The following is an 18,581-nucleotide window of genomic DNA, read 5'->3' on the forward strand; positions in this document are numbered from 1 at the left end:
AAATTTCCCACTCCTCATTAACATTTATCTTTGTTTTAGTTAAATACGTCAGGTAACATATTTGTTGAAAGTTTGATATTATCTTTGTAATTTACAGGTATATCAATTAATACTGGACCATCTGTTTCATAGCCCTCTTTAATTGCCGCTTCTAATTCTTCTTGATTAGTAACTCGTAAACCTTTTGCGCCAAATGATTCAGCATATTTTACGAAATCTACAGGACCGAAGTCTACGCCTGATGAACGTTTATATTTCATTTCTTCTTGGAATTCAACCATATTATATTTTCCATCATTCCAAATAAGTTGGATAATGTTTAGATTTTTACGTACGGCCGTTTCTAAATCTTGTGATGAAAATAAAAAGCCTCCATCGCCAGCAACGGATACAACTTGCGTATTAGGACGTACAAGTGCAGCTGAAATTGCCCACGGTAATGCTACACCAAGTGTTTGCATACCGTTACTAAATAATAAATGTCTTGGATTGTAACTTCTGAAATTACGTGCCATCCAAATATAGTGACTTCCAACATCAACTGTCACAGTAGTATCATCTGTTAATACTTTTTGCATAGATTCTATAATTTCGACTGGATGTAGAATACCTTCTTCATGCGTCGCTTTAATACCTGTTTCTTCATCAATATGCGCTCTTAACTGTTCTAATTCATCCAAATGTTGTTGATTTATAAATGGTTCATCTACTTTGTCAGAAATCATTTCAATTGTTTTAGCAATATTACCAATCAACTCTTTTTTCGGTTGCATATAATTAGTAATTTCAGCTTGAACTTCGTCAATATTGATTATTTGCGTATCTAATTCTTTATTCCAGTTACTAGCCTCATATTCTATAGGATCATAACCGATTGTAACAACTAAATCACTTTTACGTAATAATTCATCACCAACTTGATTGCGGAATAAGCCCACACGACCGAAGAAATGATTTTCTAATTCACGACTAATTACACCTGCACCTTGGAATGTTTCTACAACGGGTAAATTGGTACGCTCTACTAATTTGCGAATAGCATTCGTTTCGTCTGCACTTGAACTTTTCATTCCAGCTAATAAAACCGGAAATGATGCATTTTTAATCGCTTCAATGACATCATTAATATCCTGTTCACTTGGTACACCTAAATTGGGTTTTTGACAAAGTGATATCGCCTTAGATTCAACTGGTGAAGAAATCACATCTTGCGGAATACTAATAAAACTTGCGCCATTTTTCCCTGAAGTAGCAATTCGAATTGCATTTGTCATAACTTCTGATAATGATTCAGGATCTTGTACTTCTTCACTATATTTTGATGAATATTTTAATAAAGCAGCATTATCAATACTTTGATGCGTTAATCGTAATAAATCATTACGTTTCACTTGGCCGCCTAACGCTAAGACAGGATCCCCTTCAGATGTAGCTGTTAATAGTCCAGTCGTTAAATTACTTACACCAGGGCCACTTGTAACAAGTACTACACCCGGTTTGCCTGTTAATCTTCCAATACCTTGCGCCATCATTGCGGCGTTTTGTTCATGACGAGTGACAATAAGTTCAGGACCATCATCAATTAAAGCATTAAATAGATAGTCTATCTTTGCACCCGGAATACCAAAAACATATTCTACCCCATTATTTTTCAAAGTATCAATAACCATATCGGCTGCAGTGTACTTTTTATCAGTCATTTATATTCATTTCCCTTCAAATGTGATGTATAGATGTGTATTACATGTAATTACATTGTGATTTGTAATCTAATGATAGTTACGCAAAATTAATGATGTTTATCAAAATTTTACATGTACGATTAGATTTGTAATACATAAAAATTGCCTTCATTACATTATATATCCTTTGTTAGATGAATAAAAATCGTTATTTGTAATACTAAGTATTCCAAAAATGCATGAGTAGATTTTGTAGGGAGTGATTATGAGTGATGGAGGATTGATTGATGTGAAGAATTGTTACGATATTTTGAGATGGGGTGTTTAGTCAATGGCGGTTTGAAATTGTCGTTTTATGGTGGGCCGAAAATGTTGTTTTATAGCAACATGAAATTGTCATTTCGATAAAAAAAGCCACAGCAAGACTTAGATCTAACTGTGACTTATACATTTCATACTTATATTTATCGATTGGTTTTATAGTTATAAATGATAGATGCAGTTCCTAAACAAATTAAGAAGATAATCATTAAATATATAGAAAAGTTGTCTGTTTTAATATAAAACCTAAAAAGTAGAAACACCAGCATCGCAACAATAAAATAAACAGGAATAAAAGCTTTCTTCCAAAATATAGAATCTTTCAATTAAGTCACTCCTTATTTTAATAATACTTTTTAATTAAGGCTCTTGAGTTATCGTCTACCCTCCGCAAGCTAAATGACAATTTAATAATGTAAACTTTTGATTGTGTAAGCATGTACAAATTATACGTGTAAATCAATAATTCATAGTTGAATTTATTCTATTCCTGAGACATTAAATAAAGGAAAGTTCATTTATACTACATACATTTCATATTCCCCACACAAACGCAAAAAAACACCTCGACATAACATCGAAGTGTTTTGTATATATCGTCCGACAATTAACGTTTTGAGAATTGAGGTGAACGACGAGCTGCTTTAAGACCTGGTTTTTTACGTTCTTTCATACGTGGGTCACGAGTAAGTAATCCAGCGCGTTTTAAAGAACCTCTGTATTCAGGATCTGCTTCTAATAATGCACGAGCGATTCCGTGACGGATAGCTTGAGCTTGTCCAGTGAAACCACCACCATGAACGTTAACTAAAACATCATAGTTACCTTTAGTTTCAGTTACATCAAATGGTTGGTTTAAGTCTAAAATTAATGATTCGAATGGTAAGTATTCGCGTACGTCACGGTTATTAACTGTGATGTTACCTTCACCTGGTACTAAACGTACACGTGCTACTGAGTTTTTACGACGGCCTGTGCCTCTATATTCAACTTGTGCCAAAGTCATTTCCTCCTTCTAATTAACCACGTAATTCGTAGTTTTCTGGTTGTTGTGCAGCGTGTGGATGTTCAGCGCCACCATATACAAATAATTTTTTACCTTGTTTTTCGCCTAAACGAGTGCTTGGTAACATACCTTTAATTGAGTTTTCAATTAAACGTTCTGGGTTAGTTCTTCTTAATTCACCAGCAGTGATTGATTTGATACCACCTGGGTGATTTGAGTGACGGTAGTAAACTTTGTCAGTTTCTTTGTTACCAGTAAATTCGATTTTTGATGCATTAATAACGATTACATAATCACCAGTATCAACGTGTGGTGTGTAAGTTACTTTATTTTTACCGCGTAAGATAGATGCTACTTCTGATGATAAACGACCTAATGTTTGGCCTTCAGCATCGATAACATACCATTTGCGCTCAATGTTTGATTCATTTGCCATAAATGTTTGACGCATAATAATTGTCCTCCTAAAAAATAAATGCTTCTATTCAAGCTATAAACAGTTTCATAACCTAATAGATGATTTCATTTGTTTCATTTTTAAAACGTTTCATTTCATTTATTTTGTTAACTGTTGTTCGTTTCTGCTTATATATCTTGTAACACAATAAGTTTCCGGGGCTTATCGTGGGGTGGATATAAAACAATACCGTTAATAATCTTATAATTTCACAAGCTTTTTGTCAATGGCAATCAGTCATTTTGTAATGATTTTTTACGATGTATTTTGATATCGTTGCCAAAGTCTTTTAATAACTCATTTTCATCTAAATAAATCTTCTCTAAATATAGTCCTTCAGCCGGTGCAGTGAAAGGAACATTCTTACGATTCTTTAATTCAAGTAGCTTCGGCACATCAGAAATTTCATGTCGCCCTTTTCCAACTTCTATTAAAAATGCAACTAAGACACGCACCATGTTATATAAAAAGCCAGAACCAGTGACAATATAATCAAAGCCATCATCTGTCTTTACAATTTCACTTTGGTATAATGTTCTAACCTTGCTTTCTACTTCAGTTTTTTGCGAACAAAACCCCGTAAAATCATGTGTACCTATGAATTGTTGCGCCGCTCTGTTCATTTTGTCTAAATCCAACGTTTCAGGAATAAATGTTTTCAAACCACTTTGAAATGGATCGCGGTGTTGTGCTTGATATACTTTATATCGATAGCGTTTACCGACACAATCGTAACGACAATGAAAATCGTCATCGACTGTAACTACATTATTGACATAAATATCATCTGGTAACGTTCGGTTCATTGCATATTGCCATTGTGACATAGGTATATTCAGCTCTGTGTCGAAATGAAAGTACTGCTGTATCGCATGTACACCTCTATCAGTCCTACTTGAAGGATGGATTCTCACATGTCTTTTATGCATGCGTTGTAATAGCTTTTCAAATTGTTGCTGTACCGTACGTCCATTCTGTTGAATTTGAAAGCCTAGAAAATTATTTCCTTGATACGCAATTTCTACTAATATACGCATGAATTTACACTCCTGAATATTTTAATACGAATAAAATAATTGCAATTGGGATAATCATGGTTAAAGATATCGTATCTCTCAATTGCCATTTAAGCTGTCTGTAGCTCGTTCTCTTAACATTGGCATCATAACCCCTAACTTCCATTGCGACCGCTAATTCTTCGGCGCGTTGGAAAGCTGAGATGAATAGTGGCACTAGTAATGGAATAAATGATTTAATACGTGTTGCAATGTTCCCTGAACTTATTTCAGAACCACGCGACTTTTGCGCCAAAATGATTTTATCTAACTCATCCATTAACGTCGGGATGAATCGTAACGCAATGGACATTATCATACTTAATTGATGAACTGGTAATTTAAACATCTTTAGTGGCGCAAGTAATCTTTCAAACGCATCTGTTAAATCAATTGGACTTGTAGATAGTGTCATAATTGTTGCAATCATCACAATCCCAATTAAACGCAGTGATATATATAGCCCTTCTAAAATACCATTAGTTTCAATCGTGATGCCATGCCATTCAACTAATACATATCCACCTTTAGTTAAAAATATATGCATCATTAATGTGAAGATTAAAAAGAAAAATATTGGCGTTAAACCTTTGATTAGGAACCATAATTGAATTTTTGCTAATCTCATAAAGAATAAGATAAGTGCAAACACCCAAAGATATGTTAATGGTGAATGACAGAAAAATATTAATATAATAAAAAGAAAAACAAACATTAACTTTGCTCTTGGATCAAGATAATGAACAAAAGAATTAATTGGTAAATATCGCCCTATAATCAATTTATTTTTCATGTTGCCACTCCTTATACAAGCTTACAAATGCTTCTTCAGTTAAGGCAATATCTTTTAATTTTGTTTGATGTTTTTGTTCAAAGTCATATTGTAACTGAACAATTTCTGGCAAACCAATATGCCAATCCGCCAATTTTTCTTTATCTTTGAAGAGCTCTTTTGGTGATGTTTGCGACACTATACTACCTTCTTTCATAACGATGACTTCATTTGCATAACGCGCGACTTCATTCATATCATGTGAAATTAGGATAATTGCCTTATTTTCATCTGTTTGTAGTGACTTTAGTAATCGCATTACTTGTCGTTTACTTTGTGGATCAAGTCCTGCTGTAGGTTCATCAACCACGATAATATCAGGATTCATTGCTAATATCGATACAATCGCTATTTTACGCATTTGTCCACCTGACATTTGAAATGGTGATTGTGACATTACATCTCTTGAAAAGCCTAAATCCATCAACAGACGATGGGCATAGTTTTTAGCTTCATCTAAATTCATTTTAAAGTTTTTAGGTCCAAATATCATTTCACGCTCTACTGTGTCCTCAAATAATTGAGATTCGGGGAATTGAAATACCATTCCAATTCTTTTTCTTACAGGTCTAATATATTTATCTTTGGTCTTATGTGTAATAGTAATGTCATCAACTGTAACTGTCCCAGTAGTTGGCTTTAACAGTGCATTAATATTTTGTATCAATGTTGATTTACCACTACCTGTTTGTCCAACGATGGCGTAATATTTACCTTGTTCAAATTCTGTATTAACATCATGAATAGCTTGATGCTGGTATGGTGTCCCTTTTTGATAGGTATAACTTACATTGTCAAAGCGTATAGTCATAGTTGATCCACCAGCCCTTCATAAGTTAAGAATGATGTTTGGTGTCCCAGCATTTGATTTATTTTGATTGGGAATGGCAAATCTAGACCTATTGTTGTTAACTCTTCTGCATGGTCGAAAATTTCAATCGCTGTGCCTTCTTTATGGACAGTCCCTTTATTCATAACGATAACATGATCTGCTTCCATCGCCTCAGATAAATCATGCGTAATAGAAATGATTGTAATATTATGTTCTGATTTAACTTTTCTCACTAAATCCAATAAATTTTGACGTGCATCAGGATCTAACATAGAAGTCGCCTCATCTAATATAATGACAGAGGGGTTAAGTGCTAATACACTTGCTATAGCCACACGCTGCTTCTGTCCCCCCGATAATGCATTAGGTTCATAATCTGCACGTTCTAACATATCAACTTGTTTAAGTGCTTCGCTAACTCTTCTATGCATTTCGTCATGTGGAACCGCATGATTTTCGAGTCCAAATGCCACATCGTATTTTACAATTGAACCAACAAATTGATTATCCGGATTCTGAAATACAATTCCTATGTCTTTTCTTAACTTTTCAAAATTATCATCAGTTATAGCTTGATTATTATAAAAAATTTCTCCAGATTTAACTTTCTCTATGCCAATCATTAACTTGGCAATTGTAGATTTTCCAGAACCGTTATGACCAACAATAGATGTCCACTGACCTTTAGGTATATTAAAAGAAACATCTTTCAATGTGAAGGATGCATCACTTTGATATTGAAATGAAACATTTTTAAATACAATAACTGAATTCTTATCCTCCACTTGTCTCTCTCCTTTACGATTCGTGTATCTATCATATTTTACAATATTTATAAATCGCTGTATATGACATTGACTGGGTTCTCTATATATTACTAGTATTTTCTGACTCATTTCTAGTCTTTAAAGTGTTGTTTAACAACTAATGATAAGGACTTTTATTCCTCTCTAACAATTATGTATAAACGTTAATAAAATAAATGATTTACTAATATAGGGGTGGTCGCGTTTGATTCAACGATAATACTTTCACTTCATTCAGTTCTAGTGAAATTGATCAAACTAGCTTCATCATATTTTTAGATTCGCACTCAAAAAAGTAAATATAAAGAAATCGGACTTAAAAACATTTCTGTTCATAAGTCCGATATCTTATTCAATAAAAAAGCGCGCACCCCATCATAAGTTTGTTGAGTTCACGCTTTAAATCTTTATTTAGTTGATGGGGTACTCTGAGCTAGACAATATTTGTATGTGGCAAACATTATCGTTGCACTCATTTGCTTTATATAAAAGTAGTTAGTGTATTTATATAAATTCTTATACTAATTCGATAATTACTGATTCAGCACCGTCACCGCGACGAGGGCCTTGTTTAAGGATACGAGTGTAACCACCTTGACGTTCTGTGTAACGCTCTGCGATTTCACCAAATAATTTTTGAAGTGCAGTTTGTGTAGTTTCATCTTCGTTTAAGATTTCAACATTACGTAAAGTTTTAGCTGCATTACGACGAGAAGCTAAATCTCCTTTTTTACCTAAAGTGATTAATTTCTCAACAACACTGCGAACTTCTTTTGCACGAGCTTCTGTAGTTTCAATACGTTCACTAATAATAAGTGATGTAGCTAAGTCACGTAACATAGCTTTACGTTGATCAGAAGTACGACCTAATTTTCTGTAACCCATGAGTTAACCTCCTTTATCAATCTTCTTTTCTTAATCCTAATCCTAAATCTTCTAATTTGTATTTAACTTCTTCTAAAGATTTACGACCTAAATTACGCACTTTCATCATGTCAGCTTCAGATTTGTCAGCTAACTCTTGAACAGAATTGATTCCTGCGCGTTTTAAGCAGTTATATGAACGTACAGATAAGTCTAATTCTTCAATAGACATTTCTAATACTTTTTCTTTTTGATCTTCTTCTTTTTCAATCATGATTTCAGCGTTTTGCGCTTCATCAGTAAGACCAACGAAGATATTCAAGTGTTCAGTCATTATTTTTGCTGCTAATGAAACTGATTCTTGTGGTGTGATTGAACCATTAGTCCAAACATCCAATGTTAATTTATCAAAATCACTGCTTTGACCTACACGTGTATTTTCAACAGTATAGTTCACACGTTCAACAGGTGAATACAATGAATCAACAGGGATTACACCAATTGGTAAATCACTAGTATTATTTTGTTCTGCTAATGCGTAACCTCTACCCTTGTTAGCAACTAGACGAATTTTTAAGTGACCACCTTTAGATACTGTTGCAATTTTAAGCTCTGGGTTTAAAATTTCAACATCACTATCATGTGTAATGTCGCTTGCTGTTACTTCGCCTTCATCACGTACATCAATTTCTAAAGTTTTATCTTCTTCAGAGTAAATTTTCAATGCTAATTGTTTAATGTTCATAATAATTGTAGAAACATCTTCAACTACATTGTCTACTGCTGAGAATTCATGTAAAACTCCCTCAATTTCAATATACTTAACGGCTGCACCTGGTAATGAAGATAGTAGGATACGACGTAAGGAGTTTCCTAGTGTAGTACCGTAGCCACGTTCTAGTGGTTCAACAACGAACTTACCGAATTTAGCATCTTCACTAATTTCAATTGTCTCAATTCTAGGTTTTTCGATTTCTATCATTTAAATATCCTCCTTATATACGTCGACTTAATTTAAAATGTTTGCTCAGTGACCTGTAACAATACCATCATAAATTATACACGACGACGTTTTGGTGGACGACAACCGTTATGAGGTACTGGAGTAACGTCTCTGATCGCAGTTACTTCTAAACCTGCAGATTGTAATGCACGAATAGCTGATTCACGACCTGGACCAGGTCCTTTAACTGTTACTTCAACTGTTTTTAAACCATGCTCCATAGCTGATTTAGATGCAGTTTCAGAAGCCATTTGTGCTGCAAATGGTGTTGATTTTTTAGATCCTTTGAATCCTAATGCACCAGCTGATGACCATGATAAAGCATTACCGAACTCATCAGTGATAGTTACAATAGTGTTGTTGAATGTTGAACGGATGTGTGCTACACCATTTTCAATATTCTTTTTCACTCTACGTTTACGAGATACTTGTTTACGTGCCATTTAAAATTTGCCTCCTTTACCTATTATTTTTTCTTGTTAGCTACCGTTTTAACTGGTCCTTTACGAGTACGCGCGTTGTTTTTCGTTTTTTGACCACGAACTGGTAAACCACGACGGTGACGGATACCACGGTATGATGAAATTTCCATTAAACGTTTGATATTTAAGTTAGTTTCACGACGTAAGTCACCTTCGACTTTATAACCGTCTACAACTTCACGGATGCGACCTAATTCGTCATCAGTTAAATCTTTCACACGAGTATCAGCTGATACGTTAGCTTCTTCAAGAATTTTTTGAGCAGTTGACGTACCGATACCGTATATATAAGTTAATGAGATAACTACGCGTTTTTCACGTGGAATATCTACTCCTGCAATACGTGCCATATTAATTTACACCTCTCTTTTATTAACCTTGTCTTTGTTTGTGTTTTGGATTTTCACAAATTACCATTACTTTACCTTTACGTTTAATGACTTTACATTTTTCGCAAATAGGTTTTACTGATGGTCTTACTTTCATTTTTATACCTCCCTATATTATGGAGTGACGATTATTTATAACGATAAGTAATTCTTCCGCGTGTTAAATCGTACGGAGACATCTCAACAGTTACTTTGTCGCCAGGTAGAATACGAATGTAATTCATTCTGATTTTACCACTTACGTGAGCTAAAATCTCATGACCATTTTCTAATTCTACTTTAAACATTGCGTTCGGTAAAGTATCTAATACAGTACCTTCTAATTCAATTACATCTTGTTTAGCCATTGATTAACTTCCCCCTTTTTGCAATAGTAAGGTAATCGTCAATAGACAACTTTATTGTTACGAATCTATCAGTGATTAATTTTATAAGTTAAACAAAAATTACGGGAATTAATTATCGTTAATTGCCACTCTCATCTATCTAATATGATTAAATCATGCCTCACTTAAAATAGACCGCTAAAAGTTGATCTATTACAAATGATCTAAAATATCAATGACATCTTTGGTAACGTCGCTAATATCTTTTGAACCATCAATATTTTTCAATACACCTTTTTGATCATAGAAATCTAAAATAGGCTTAGATTGTTTAATATTAACACTCAAACGATTAGCTACCGTTTCAGGATTATCATCTTCTCGTTGATACAATTTACCACCATCGATATCACAAATACCTTCGACCTTCGGAGGATTAAATACAAGATGATACGTTGTACCACATGACTCACAGATTCGACGACCTGTAAGACGGTTCATTAATTCTTCTTCCGGAACTTCGATATTGATGACAGCATCAATGTTTCTGTCAAGCTCAGACATAATATTATTTAATGCCTCAGCTTGCTCGATTGTTCTTGGGAAGCCATCTAATAAAAAGCCTTTTTTTGCATCGTCTTCAGAAATTCTTTCCTTAACGATACCTACAGTCACTTCATCAGGAACTAATTCGCCACGGTCCATATAAGACTTAGCTTCTTTACCTAATTCAGTTTCTTCTTTTATAGCTTTTCTGAACATGTCACCAGTTGAAATGTGGGGTATTGGGAATTTCTTGACAATTTCACTTGCTTGAGTTCCTTTACCTGCGCCAGGTAAACCCATCAAAATGATATTCATAAGTGCCCTCCTAAAATTATCTACCACCAAAGCCTTTATATTCTTTTTGAGATACTTGTGCTTCTAAAGATTTCATTGTTTCAATCGCTACACCAATAACGATAAGTAAACTTGTACCACCAATCTGAATTGATTGTGGTAATCCCATAAACTTAGTTGCTAATATCGGTAGAATTGAAATAACGGCTAAGAAGATAGAACCTACAAAAGTTAAACGATATAAAACTTTAGTAATATATTTTTTGGTTTGTTCACCAGGTCTAATACCTGGAACATAGCTACCTTGTCTCTTAAGGTTATCAGCCATTTTTTCCGGATTAACTTGTACAAATGCATAGAAGTATGTGAATAGTATAATTAGTACAATATATACAACCATACCAACATTACTTGAAGGATTTGCAGCATTCGCAATGTTTTGTGCCCATTCTTTATCTGGATAGAACAACGTTAATGTTCTAGGCAGTAAGAAGAACGCCATTGCAAAGATTACAGGAATAACACCGGCTGAGTTCACTTTTAAAGGTAGATAAGTTGCCTGTGAACCTAATCTTTGAGCAGTTTGTTTCTTAGCATATTGAATCGGAATTTTACGAACGGCTTCAAGTACATAAATAGCACCTACTGTTAATAGTATCAGTGACACTAAAAGTCCTAATACTTTCAACCATGCTAATGATGTATCTTCTTGCCCAACGAACGCAGTTTGTCCAAATTGAATTAGACTGGCTGGCAACGTTGATAAAATACCCGCAAATATGATAATAGAAATACCATTACCAACACCGAACTGAGTGATTTGATCACCAAGCCATATTAAGAAAGCAGTTCCTGCTGTCAAAACTAGTGCTATTAATAAATAACTCATAATTGACTGATTGATAATCAGCGCACCTTTGAGATAATTATTAAATTGGAATGCCATACCTATAGATTGGATAAATGCTAAAGAAATTGCTAAATAACGAGTAACGTTATTTAACTTTCTTCTACCTACTTCACCTTGTTTTGCCCATTCTGAGAATTTAGGGACAATATCCATTTGTAATAATTGCATTACGATTGATGCAGTGATGTAGGGTACAATACCCATTGCAAAAATAGAAAATCGTTTCAAGGCTCCGCCACCAAAAGTATTTAATAACTCAGTGGCACCTTGAGAACCTTGGGGATTATCAAAAGCTGCAGGATTTACTCCTGGAGCTGGTATATAAGTCCCTATTTTAAAAATTACTAACATTGCTAGTGTGAAGAAAATCTTGTTACGAACCTCTTTTGTTCTAAAGAAGTTCACAAGGGTTTGAATCATTAGATCACCTCGTGTGCTCCACATTTAGCATCAATAGCTTCTGCTGCTGAAGCTGAGAATTTATGAGCTTTCACTGTCAATTTCTTATCAAGTGAACCATTACCTAGTATTTTGATACCAGATTTTTCATTCTTAACAACACCAGATTCTACTAATAAAGCTGGAGTTACTTCAGTACCATCTTCAAATTTATTAAGTTGGTCTAAGTTAACAATAGCATATTCTTTACGATTTATGTTAGTAAAACCACGTTTTGGTAAACGACGGAATAATGGTAATTGACCACCTTCGAATCCTGGTCTTACACCACCGCCTGAACGAGCTTTTTGACCTTTGTGTCCGCGACCACTTGTTTTACCGTTACCTGTCGCAACACCACGTCCAACACGATTGCGTTCTTTGCGTGAACCTTCTGCCGGTTTTAACTCATGTAATTTCATTTCGGCACCTCCTTGATTATTTTTCTTCTACTGTTACTAAGTGCTTAACTTTGTTGATTTGCCCACGAATAGCAGGGTTATCTTCAACAACTACTGAACTGTTAGTCTTTTTAAGACCTAAAGCTTCAACAGTTTTACGTTGTGTTTCAGGACGACCAATAACACTACGAGTGAGGGTAATTTGTAATTTAGCCATAACTAGTTTTCCCTCCTTAATTGTATAATTCTTCTACTGTTTTGCCACGTAATTTCGCAACATCTTCAGCATTTTTAAGGTTTTGTAAACCATCGATTGTAGCACGAACCATGTTGATTGGTGTGTTTGATCCTAATGATTTACTTAAGATATCAGTGATACCTGCTAATTCAAGTACGGCACGAACAGGACCACCAGCGATAACTCCTGTACCAGGTGCAGCCGGTTTCATAAATACGCTTCCTGAACCGTAACGGCCAGTAATTGTGTGTGGAGTTGTACCGTCAACACGTGGAACAACTACTAAATCTTTTTTAGCTGCTTCAACAGCTTTTTTGATTGCTTCTGGTACCTCTTGAGCTTTACCAGTACCGAAACCTACACGACCATTTTTGTCTCCAACTACAACTAATGCAGTGAAACGGAAACGACGACCACCTTTTACAACTTTTGCTACACGGTTGATTGTAACAACGCGTTCTTCAAATTCTTTCGTCTCTTCTTCTCTACGAGCCATGTATTTGTCCCTCCTTTAAATTAAAATTCTAATCCGCTTTCTCTTGCTGCTTCAGCTAATGCTTTAACACGTCCGTGATATAAATATCCTCCACGGTCAAATACGATTTCTTTAATGCCTTTGTCAGCAGCTTTTTTAGCAATTGCTTCACCGACTTTAGTTGCTAATTCAACTTTAGTTGCTTTAGTAGCAATGTCGCTGTCTTTTGAAGAAGCTTGAGCTAATGTTACGCCTTTATTATCATCAATAATTTGAGCGTAGATATGCTTGTTTGAACGATATACGTTTAAACGTGGCTTTTCAGCTGTACCTGATAAGTTAGTACGAACACGAGCATGTCTTTTTAAACGCACTTTATTTTTATCAATTTTACTGATCATTTCAATACTCCTTTCTTTAGAGTTTATCTATTATTTACCAGTTTTACCTTCTTTACGGCGAACGTATTCACCTTGGTAACGAATACCTTTACCTTTGTAAGGCTCTGGAGGTCTTACTGAACGGATGTTAGATGCTAATGCTCCAACTTGTTCTTTTGAAATACCTTCAACTTTAACGACTGTGTTTTTCTCAACTGAGAAAGTAATGTTTTCTTCAGCTTTAATTTCTACTGGGTGAGAATAACCAACGTTAAGGATTAAGTCTTTACCTTGCATTTGAGCACGGTAACCTACACCAACAAGTTCAAGTACTTTTACGTATCCTTGAGAAACACCTTGTACCATATTGTTTAATAAAGCACGAGTTGTACCATGGTTTGTTCTATCTTCTTTAGAATCAGATGGTCTTACAACTTCAATTGTGTTTTCTTCTTGTTTGAATGTCATTCTTTCATTTAAAGTTCTTGATAATTCACCTTTAGGACCTTTAACAGTTACATGATTTCCATCAAAAGTTACTGTTACGTCACTAGGGATGTCAATAATTTTCTTACCAACACGACTCATGTTATGGCACCTCCTTATTTTTTATTACCAAACGTATGCGATAATTTCTCCACCAACATTACGTTTTCTTGCTTCTTTGTCAGTGATTACACCTTCAGAAGTTGATACTAATGCAATACCTAAACCATTTAATACTTTAGGCATTTCGCTAGCTTTTGCATAAACACGTAAACCTGGTTTTGAAATACGTTTTAATCCTGTGATAACACGCTCATCGTTTTGACCATATTTTAAGAATAAACGAAGTACACCTTGTTTATCATCTTCTACGTATTCAACATTTTTAATGAAACCTTCACTCTTTAAGATTTCAGCAATTTCTTTTTTAATATTTGATGCAGGTAATTCTAACTTCTCGTGACGCACCATGTTTGCGTTTCTTACACGAGTAAGCATATCTGCGATTGGATCTGTCATTGTCATTGATTGTTGCCTCCTTTCAGACTCTTTTTTATTACCAGCTAGCTTTACGAACGCCAGGGATTTGGCCTTTGTAAGCTAATTCACGGAAACAAATACGGCATAATTTAAATTTACGATATACAGAATGTGGACGGCCACAACGTTCACAACGAGTGTATTCACGAACTGCATATTTTTGTTTTTTTTGTTGCTTAGCAACCATTGAAGTTTTAGCCACTTAATTAGCCTCCTTTAAATAATTATTTACGGAATGGCATACCGAAGTTAGCTAACAATTCACGAGCTTCTTCATCAGTGTTAGCAGTCGTTACGATAACAATATCCATTCCTCTAACTTTACTTACTTTATCATAGTCGATTTCTGGGAAAATTAATTGTTCTTTAACACCTAAAGTGTAGTTACCGCGTCCGTCAAATGCTTTTTTAGAAACACCTTGGAAGTCACGTACACGTGGTAATGATACTGAAATTAATTTGTCTAAGAATTCATACATTCTTTCACCGCGAAGTGTTACTTTCGCACCGATTGGCATACCTTCACGTAAACGGAAAGTCGCGATTGATTTTTTAGCTTTAGTTACTAATGGTTTTTGACCAGTGATCAATTCTAATTCTTCAACAGCATTGTCTAATACTTTAGAATTTTGTACTGCGTCACCTACACCCATGTTCACAACGATTTTATCTATTTTTGGTACTTCCATTACTGAACTATAATTGAATTTTTTCATTAAGTTTTCAGTAACTTCAGTGTTAAACTTTTCTTTTAAACGGTTCAAAGTGGGATCCTCCTTTCAACTTGTTATTAATTATTAGATTTAATTTCTTCGCCAGATTTTTTAGCGATACGAACTTTTTTACCATCAACAAATTTGTAACCTACACGAGTTGGTTCGTTTGTTTTAGGGTCCAATAATTGTACATTAGAAACATGGATTGCTGCCTCTGTTTCTAAGATTCCACCTTCAGGATTTAATTGAGTTGGTTTTTGGTGTTTTTTCATAATGTTAACACCTTCCACAACGACACGGTCTTTTTTAGGTAGAGTAGCAATTACTTTACCTTCTTTACCTTTGTCTTTACCTGCGATAACTTTAACTTTGTCACCTTTTTTGATATGCATGTGGGCACCTCCTTATTTGTATTGGTTGTTATTAATTAAAGTACTTCTGGTGCTAATGATACGATTTTCATGAAGTTACCTTCACGTAATTCACGAGCAACAGGTCCGAAGATACGAGTACCACGTGGGCCTTTGTCATCACGGATGATAACACATGCATTTTCATCAAATTTGATGTATGAACCGTCATTACGACGAACACCTGACTTAGTACGTACGATTACAGCTTTGACAACGTCACCTTTTTTAACAACGCCACCTGGTGTTGCATTTTTAACAGTACATACGATAACATCGCCGATGTTTGCTGTTTTACGACCAGATCCACCTAATACTTTGATTGTAAGAACTTCACGAGCACCAGAGTTGTCTGCTACTTTCAAGCGTGTTTCTTGTTGGATCATTAGTTAAACCTCCCTTATCTCTAAACTTGTATTAAATAATTACTGACTCTTCAACAATCTCTACTAAACGAAAACGTTTTGTTGCTGATAAAGGACGAGTTTCTTGAATTTTAACAATGTCTCCTAATTTAGCTGAATTGTTTTCATCATGAGTTTTGTATTTTTTAGAGTATTTTACTCGTTTACCGTATAATTTGTGTGTTTTGTAAGTTTCAACAAGTACTGTAATAGTCTTGTCCATTTTGTCTGAAACAACTTTACCTACATAAACTTTACGATCGTTTCTTTCGCTCACTTTTGTAACCTCCTCTTACTTAATTATTGATTAGCCTTACTTTGTTCAATTTCTCTTTCACGAGCAACAGTTTTTAGACGTGCAATCGTTTTTCTTACTGTACGAATACGTGCAGTTTCTTCTAATTGACCTGTAGCTAACTGAAAGCGTAGGTTAAAAAGCTCTTCTTTTGAAGATTTGATTTGTTCTTCGATTTCTGAAGTGGTTAAGTCTCTAATTTCCTTAGCTTTCATTTGTTTCACCACCCAATTCCTCACGTTTTACAAACTTAGTTTTTACTGGAAGTTTGTGACTTGCTAAACGTAGTGCTTCACGCGCAACTTCTTCAGAAACGCCAGCAACTTCGAATAAAATTCTACCTGGTTTAACAACTGCGATCCAGCCTTCAACCGCACCTTTACCAGCACCCATACGTACTTCTAAAGGTTTTTTAGTATATGGTGTATGTGGGAAGATTTTAATCCAAACTTTCCCGCCACGTTTCATGTAACGTGTCATTGCTATACGAGCAGATTCGATTTGACGAGATGTGATCCAAGACGTTGTTGTAGCTTGTAAACCAAACTCACCAAATGTTACGTAGTTACCGCCTTTAGAACGACCAGTTGTTTTAGGACGATGTTGACGACGATATTTTACACGTTTTGGTAGTAACATTATTATTTTCCTCCTCCACTAGTGTTCTTAGTAGGAAGAACTTCTCCACGATAGATCCATACTTTAACGCCTAATTTACCGTAAGTAGTGTCAGCTTCAGCGTGTGCATAATCGATGTCAGCACGTAACGTATGAAGTGGAACAGTTCCTTCTGAATATTGTTCAGCACGAGCGATGTCAGCTCCGCCTAAACGACCAGATACTTGAGTTTTGATACCTTTAGCACCAAGTTTCATAGCTCTAGTGATTGCTTGTTTTTGTACACGACGGAATGAAGCACGGTTTTCTAATTGACGTGCGATGTTTTCAGCTACTAAACGAGCGTCAAGATCAACTTTTTTGATTTCAATTACGTTGATGTGTACTTTTTTATCAGTTAACGCATTTAATTTGTTGCGTAATTTTTCGATTTCTGAACCGCCTTTACCAATTACCATACCAGGTTTACCAGTATGAATTGCAATGTTGATACGGTTTGCAGCACGTTCAATCTCTACGTGAGAAACTGATGCTTCTTTTAATTCATTATCAATAAATTTACGGATTTTTAAATCTTCGTGTAAAAGTGAAGCGAAGTCTTTTTCAGCATACCATTTAGCTTCCCAATCACGGATAATACCAACACGAAGTCCGATTGGATTAATTTTTTGACCCACAGTATTCCCTCCTTAAAAGTTAATTAAGCTTCTTTAGCTTCTTCTTTACCGTCACTTACGACGATTGTAATGTGGCTTGTACGTTTGTTAATCGCACTTGCACGACCTTGCGCACGTGGACGGAAACGTTTTAATGTTGGTCCTTCGTTAGCATATGCTTCTTTAACTACTAATTCATCTGTGTTCATGTCATAGTTATGTTCAGCATTAGCTAAAGCGGACATTAATACTTTTTCAATTACTGGTGATGAAGCTTTGTTTGTTAATTTTAAAATTGCAATAGCTTCAGCAGCATTTTTACCTCTGATTAAGTCAAGAACTAGTCTTACTTTACGAGGTGCGATTCTTATTGTTCTAGCAACCGCTTTTGCTTCCATTAGGATGTCCTCCTCTACTTAATAGATATTATCTTCTTGTTTTCTTGTCGTCTGCAACGTGTCCTTTGAATGTACGAGTAGGAGCAAACTCACCTAATTTATGACCTACCATATCTTCAGTTACATATACAGGTACGTGTTTACGTCCGTCGTATACTGCAAAAGTATGTCCGATGAAATTAGGGAAAATTGTAGAACGACGTGACCATGTTTTGATTACTTGTTTCTTTTCGCTTCCTTCTTGAGCTTCAACTTTTTTCATTAAATGCTCATCGACGAAAGGTCCTTTTTTAATACTACGAGCCATTTGGGCGCCTCCCT

General features: G+C 35.1%; 32 protein-coding genes and 1 pseudogene. 1 reads left to right on the plus strand and 32 read right to left on the minus strand.

The genetic code is table 11. From position 1 onward, the window contains the following. Positions 1-35: 35 nt before the first annotated feature. On the minus strand, positions 36-1,700 hold the full coding sequence (gene alsS, locus KI230_RS11115; RefSeq protein ID WP_000130136.1) for an acetolactate synthase AlsS: 1,665 nt from the start codon (positions 1,698-1,700) through the stop codon (positions 36-38). Between the two features lie 247 nt (positions 1,701-1,947). Between alsS and KI230_RS11120 the strand changes: the two are divergent. Beyond that, positions 1,948-2,165 (plus strand): annotated as a pseudogene (locus tag KI230_RS11120) (hypothetical protein). On the opposite strand, the gene KI230_RS11125 reads toward KI230_RS11120, so the two are convergent. The 31 genes from KI230_RS11125 to rpsS form a co-directional block, all read right to left on the minus strand. Then, positions 2,147-2,329 carry a hypothetical protein gene (locus KI230_RS11125; protein ID WP_000655242.1) on the minus strand — a complete coding sequence of 61 codons (183 nt, stop codon included), beginning with the start codon at positions 2,327-2,329 and terminating at the stop codon, positions 2,147-2,149. The pseudogene KI230_RS11120 and the gene KI230_RS11125 overlap by 19 nt on opposite strands. Before the next feature lie 281 nt (positions 2,330-2,610). Then, on the minus strand, positions 2,611-3,003 hold the full coding sequence (rpsI, locus tag KI230_RS11130) for a 30S ribosomal protein S9 (protein ID WP_001790547.1): 393 nt from the start codon (positions 3,001-3,003) through the stop codon (positions 2,611-2,613). 19 nt (positions 3,004-3,022) lie between these two features. Continuing rightward, positions 3,023-3,460: a 50S ribosomal protein L13 gene (gene rplM / locus KI230_RS11135; protein ID WP_001250038.1), complete on the minus strand. Its 438-nt coding sequence runs from the start codon at positions 3,458-3,460 to the stop codon at positions 3,023-3,025. Between the two features lie 239 nt (positions 3,461-3,699). Next, positions 3,700-4,503 (minus strand): tRNA pseudouridine(38-40) synthase TruA, encoded by an 804-nt coding sequence (gene truA / locus KI230_RS11140; RefSeq protein ID WP_001221850.1) that lies wholly within the window; start codon positions 4,501-4,503, stop codon positions 3,700-3,702. Between the two features lie 4 nt (positions 4,504-4,507). Continuing rightward, the gene (locus KI230_RS11145; RefSeq protein ID WP_000791628.1) at positions 4,508-5,314 is read right to left on the minus strand and encodes an energy-coupling factor transporter transmembrane component T family protein; all 807 of its coding nucleotides are present in this window, start codon (positions 5,312-5,314) and stop codon (positions 4,508-4,510) included. Further along, on the minus strand, positions 5,304-6,164 hold the full coding sequence (locus tag KI230_RS11150) for an energy-coupling factor transporter ATPase (RefSeq protein ID WP_138277924.1): 861 nt from the start codon (positions 6,162-6,164) through the stop codon (positions 5,304-5,306). Before KI230_RS11150 ends, KI230_RS11145 begins: the two co-directional genes overlap by 11 nt. After that, entirely contained in the window at positions 6,161-6,970 is an 810-nt protein-coding gene (locus tag KI230_RS11155) for an energy-coupling factor transporter ATPase (protein WP_000389652.1), read from the minus strand. The genes KI230_RS11150 and KI230_RS11155 overlap by 4 nt, the downstream gene beginning before the upstream one ends. A 537-nt stretch (positions 6,971-7,507) precedes the next feature. Further along, positions 7,508-7,876 carry a 50S ribosomal protein L17 gene (rplQ, locus tag KI230_RS11160; RefSeq protein ID WP_000542274.1) on the minus strand — a complete coding sequence of 123 codons (369 nt, stop codon included), beginning with the start codon at positions 7,874-7,876 and terminating at the stop codon, positions 7,508-7,510. A gap of 16 nt (positions 7,877-7,892) precedes the next feature. Further along, a complete protein-coding gene (locus tag KI230_RS11165; protein ID WP_000569649.1) occupies positions 7,893-8,837 on the minus strand; it encodes a DNA-directed RNA polymerase subunit alpha in 945 nt (314 codons plus the stop codon). Between the two features lie 74 nt (positions 8,838-8,911). Then, positions 8,912-9,301, minus strand: a complete 390-nt coding sequence (gene rpsK / locus KI230_RS11170; protein WP_000101625.1) for a 30S ribosomal protein S11 — start codon at positions 9,299-9,301, stop codon at positions 8,912-8,914. A gap of 23 nt (positions 9,302-9,324) precedes the next feature. Beyond that, positions 9,325-9,690 (minus strand): 30S ribosomal protein S13, encoded by a 366-nt coding sequence (gene rpsM / locus KI230_RS11175; protein ID WP_000090796.1) that lies wholly within the window; start codon positions 9,688-9,690, stop codon positions 9,325-9,327. A 22-nt stretch (positions 9,691-9,712) separates the two neighbouring features. After that, positions 9,713-9,826, minus strand: a complete 114-nt coding sequence (rpmJ, locus tag KI230_RS11180) for a 50S ribosomal protein L36 (protein WP_000868342.1) — start codon at positions 9,824-9,826, stop codon at positions 9,713-9,715. A 31-nt stretch (positions 9,827-9,857) separates the two neighbouring features. Continuing rightward, positions 9,858-10,076, minus strand: a complete 219-nt coding sequence (gene infA, locus KI230_RS11185) for a translation initiation factor IF-1 (protein WP_001118443.1) — start codon at positions 10,074-10,076, stop codon at positions 9,858-9,860. 192 nt (positions 10,077-10,268) lie between these two features. Next, complete coding sequence (locus KI230_RS11190) at positions 10,269-10,916, minus strand: adenylate kinase (protein WP_001021468.1); 648 nt, start codon at positions 10,914-10,916, stop codon at positions 10,269-10,271. Between the two features lie 16 nt (positions 10,917-10,932). After that, on the minus strand, positions 10,933-12,225 hold the full coding sequence (secY, locus tag KI230_RS11195; protein ID WP_214958268.1) for a preprotein translocase subunit SecY: 1,293 nt from the start codon (positions 12,223-12,225) through the stop codon (positions 10,933-10,935). Next, positions 12,225-12,665 carry a 50S ribosomal protein L15 gene (gene rplO / locus KI230_RS11200; protein ID WP_214958269.1) on the minus strand — a complete coding sequence of 147 codons (441 nt, stop codon included), beginning with the start codon at positions 12,663-12,665 and terminating at the stop codon, positions 12,225-12,227. Before rplO ends, secY begins: the two co-directional genes overlap by 1 nt. Before the next feature lie 16 nt (positions 12,666-12,681). Next, on the minus strand, positions 12,682-12,861 hold the full coding sequence (gene rpmD / locus KI230_RS11205) for a 50S ribosomal protein L30 (protein ID WP_001096577.1): 180 nt from the start codon (positions 12,859-12,861) through the stop codon (positions 12,682-12,684). 16 nt (positions 12,862-12,877) lie between these two features. After that, the gene (gene rpsE / locus KI230_RS11210; protein ID WP_045178396.1) at positions 12,878-13,378 is read right to left on the minus strand and encodes a 30S ribosomal protein S5; all 501 of its coding nucleotides are present in this window, start codon (positions 13,376-13,378) and stop codon (positions 12,878-12,880) included. 20 nt (positions 13,379-13,398) lie between these two features. Next, on the minus strand, positions 13,399-13,758 hold the full coding sequence (rplR, locus tag KI230_RS11215; protein WP_000623878.1) for a 50S ribosomal protein L18: 360 nt from the start codon (positions 13,756-13,758) through the stop codon (positions 13,399-13,401). Positions 13,759-13,788: 30 nt separating this feature from the next. Then, entirely contained in the window at positions 13,789-14,325 is a 537-nt protein-coding gene (gene rplF / locus KI230_RS11220) for a 50S ribosomal protein L6 (protein ID WP_000091975.1), read from the minus strand. A gap of 24 nt (positions 14,326-14,349) precedes the next feature. Continuing rightward, positions 14,350-14,748 carry a 30S ribosomal protein S8 gene (gene rpsH / locus KI230_RS11225; RefSeq protein WP_000178881.1) on the minus strand — a complete coding sequence of 133 codons (399 nt, stop codon included), beginning with the start codon at positions 14,746-14,748 and terminating at the stop codon, positions 14,350-14,352. Between the two features lie 31 nt (positions 14,749-14,779). Further along, positions 14,780-14,965 carry a type Z 30S ribosomal protein S14 gene (locus tag KI230_RS11230; RefSeq protein ID WP_001140799.1) on the minus strand — a complete coding sequence of 62 codons (186 nt, stop codon included), beginning with the start codon at positions 14,963-14,965 and terminating at the stop codon, positions 14,780-14,782. A 22-nt stretch (positions 14,966-14,987) separates the two neighbouring features. Then, positions 14,988-15,527 (minus strand): 50S ribosomal protein L5, encoded by a 540-nt coding sequence (gene rplE, locus KI230_RS11235; protein WP_001080824.1) that lies wholly within the window; start codon positions 15,525-15,527, stop codon positions 14,988-14,990. A 26-nt stretch (positions 15,528-15,553) separates the two neighbouring features. Beyond that, positions 15,554-15,871, minus strand: coding sequence for a 50S ribosomal protein L24 (gene rplX, locus KI230_RS11240; RefSeq protein ID WP_053520914.1), 318 nt, complete (start codon positions 15,869-15,871; stop codon positions 15,554-15,556). A gap of 35 nt (positions 15,872-15,906) precedes the next feature. Beyond that, complete coding sequence (rplN, locus tag KI230_RS11245) at positions 15,907-16,275, minus strand: 50S ribosomal protein L14 (protein WP_000615921.1); 369 nt, start codon at positions 16,273-16,275, stop codon at positions 15,907-15,909. A gap of 31 nt (positions 16,276-16,306) precedes the next feature. Next, positions 16,307-16,570, minus strand: coding sequence for a 30S ribosomal protein S17 (gene rpsQ, locus KI230_RS11250; RefSeq protein ID WP_000004086.1), 264 nt, complete (start codon positions 16,568-16,570; stop codon positions 16,307-16,309). Between the two features lie 23 nt (positions 16,571-16,593). Further along, positions 16,594-16,803, minus strand: a complete 210-nt coding sequence (gene rpmC, locus KI230_RS11255) for a 50S ribosomal protein L29 (RefSeq protein WP_000644737.1) — start codon at positions 16,801-16,803, stop codon at positions 16,594-16,596. Beyond that, positions 16,793-17,227 carry a 50S ribosomal protein L16 gene (gene rplP / locus KI230_RS11260; protein ID WP_000926310.1) on the minus strand — a complete coding sequence of 145 codons (435 nt, stop codon included), beginning with the start codon at positions 17,225-17,227 and terminating at the stop codon, positions 16,793-16,795. The genes rpmC and rplP overlap by 11 nt, the downstream gene beginning before the upstream one ends. Before the next feature lie 2 nt (positions 17,228-17,229). Next, entirely contained in the window at positions 17,230-17,883 is a 654-nt protein-coding gene (gene rpsC / locus KI230_RS11265) for a 30S ribosomal protein S3 (protein ID WP_000529877.1), read from the minus strand. Between the two features lie 23 nt (positions 17,884-17,906). After that, entirely contained in the window at positions 17,907-18,260 is a 354-nt protein-coding gene (rplV, locus tag KI230_RS11270; RefSeq protein ID WP_000387527.1) for a 50S ribosomal protein L22, read from the minus strand. 28 nt (positions 18,261-18,288) lie between these two features. Further along, positions 18,289-18,567 (minus strand): 30S ribosomal protein S19, encoded by a 279-nt coding sequence (rpsS, locus tag KI230_RS11275; RefSeq protein WP_000124353.1) that lies wholly within the window; start codon positions 18,565-18,567, stop codon positions 18,289-18,291. Positions 18,568-18,581 lie beyond the last annotated feature (14 nt).

The organism is Staphylococcus sp. MZ3 (genome assembly GCF_018622755.1).
Lineage (GTDB): Bacteria > Bacillota > Bacilli > Staphylococcales > Staphylococcaceae > Staphylococcus > Staphylococcus aureus.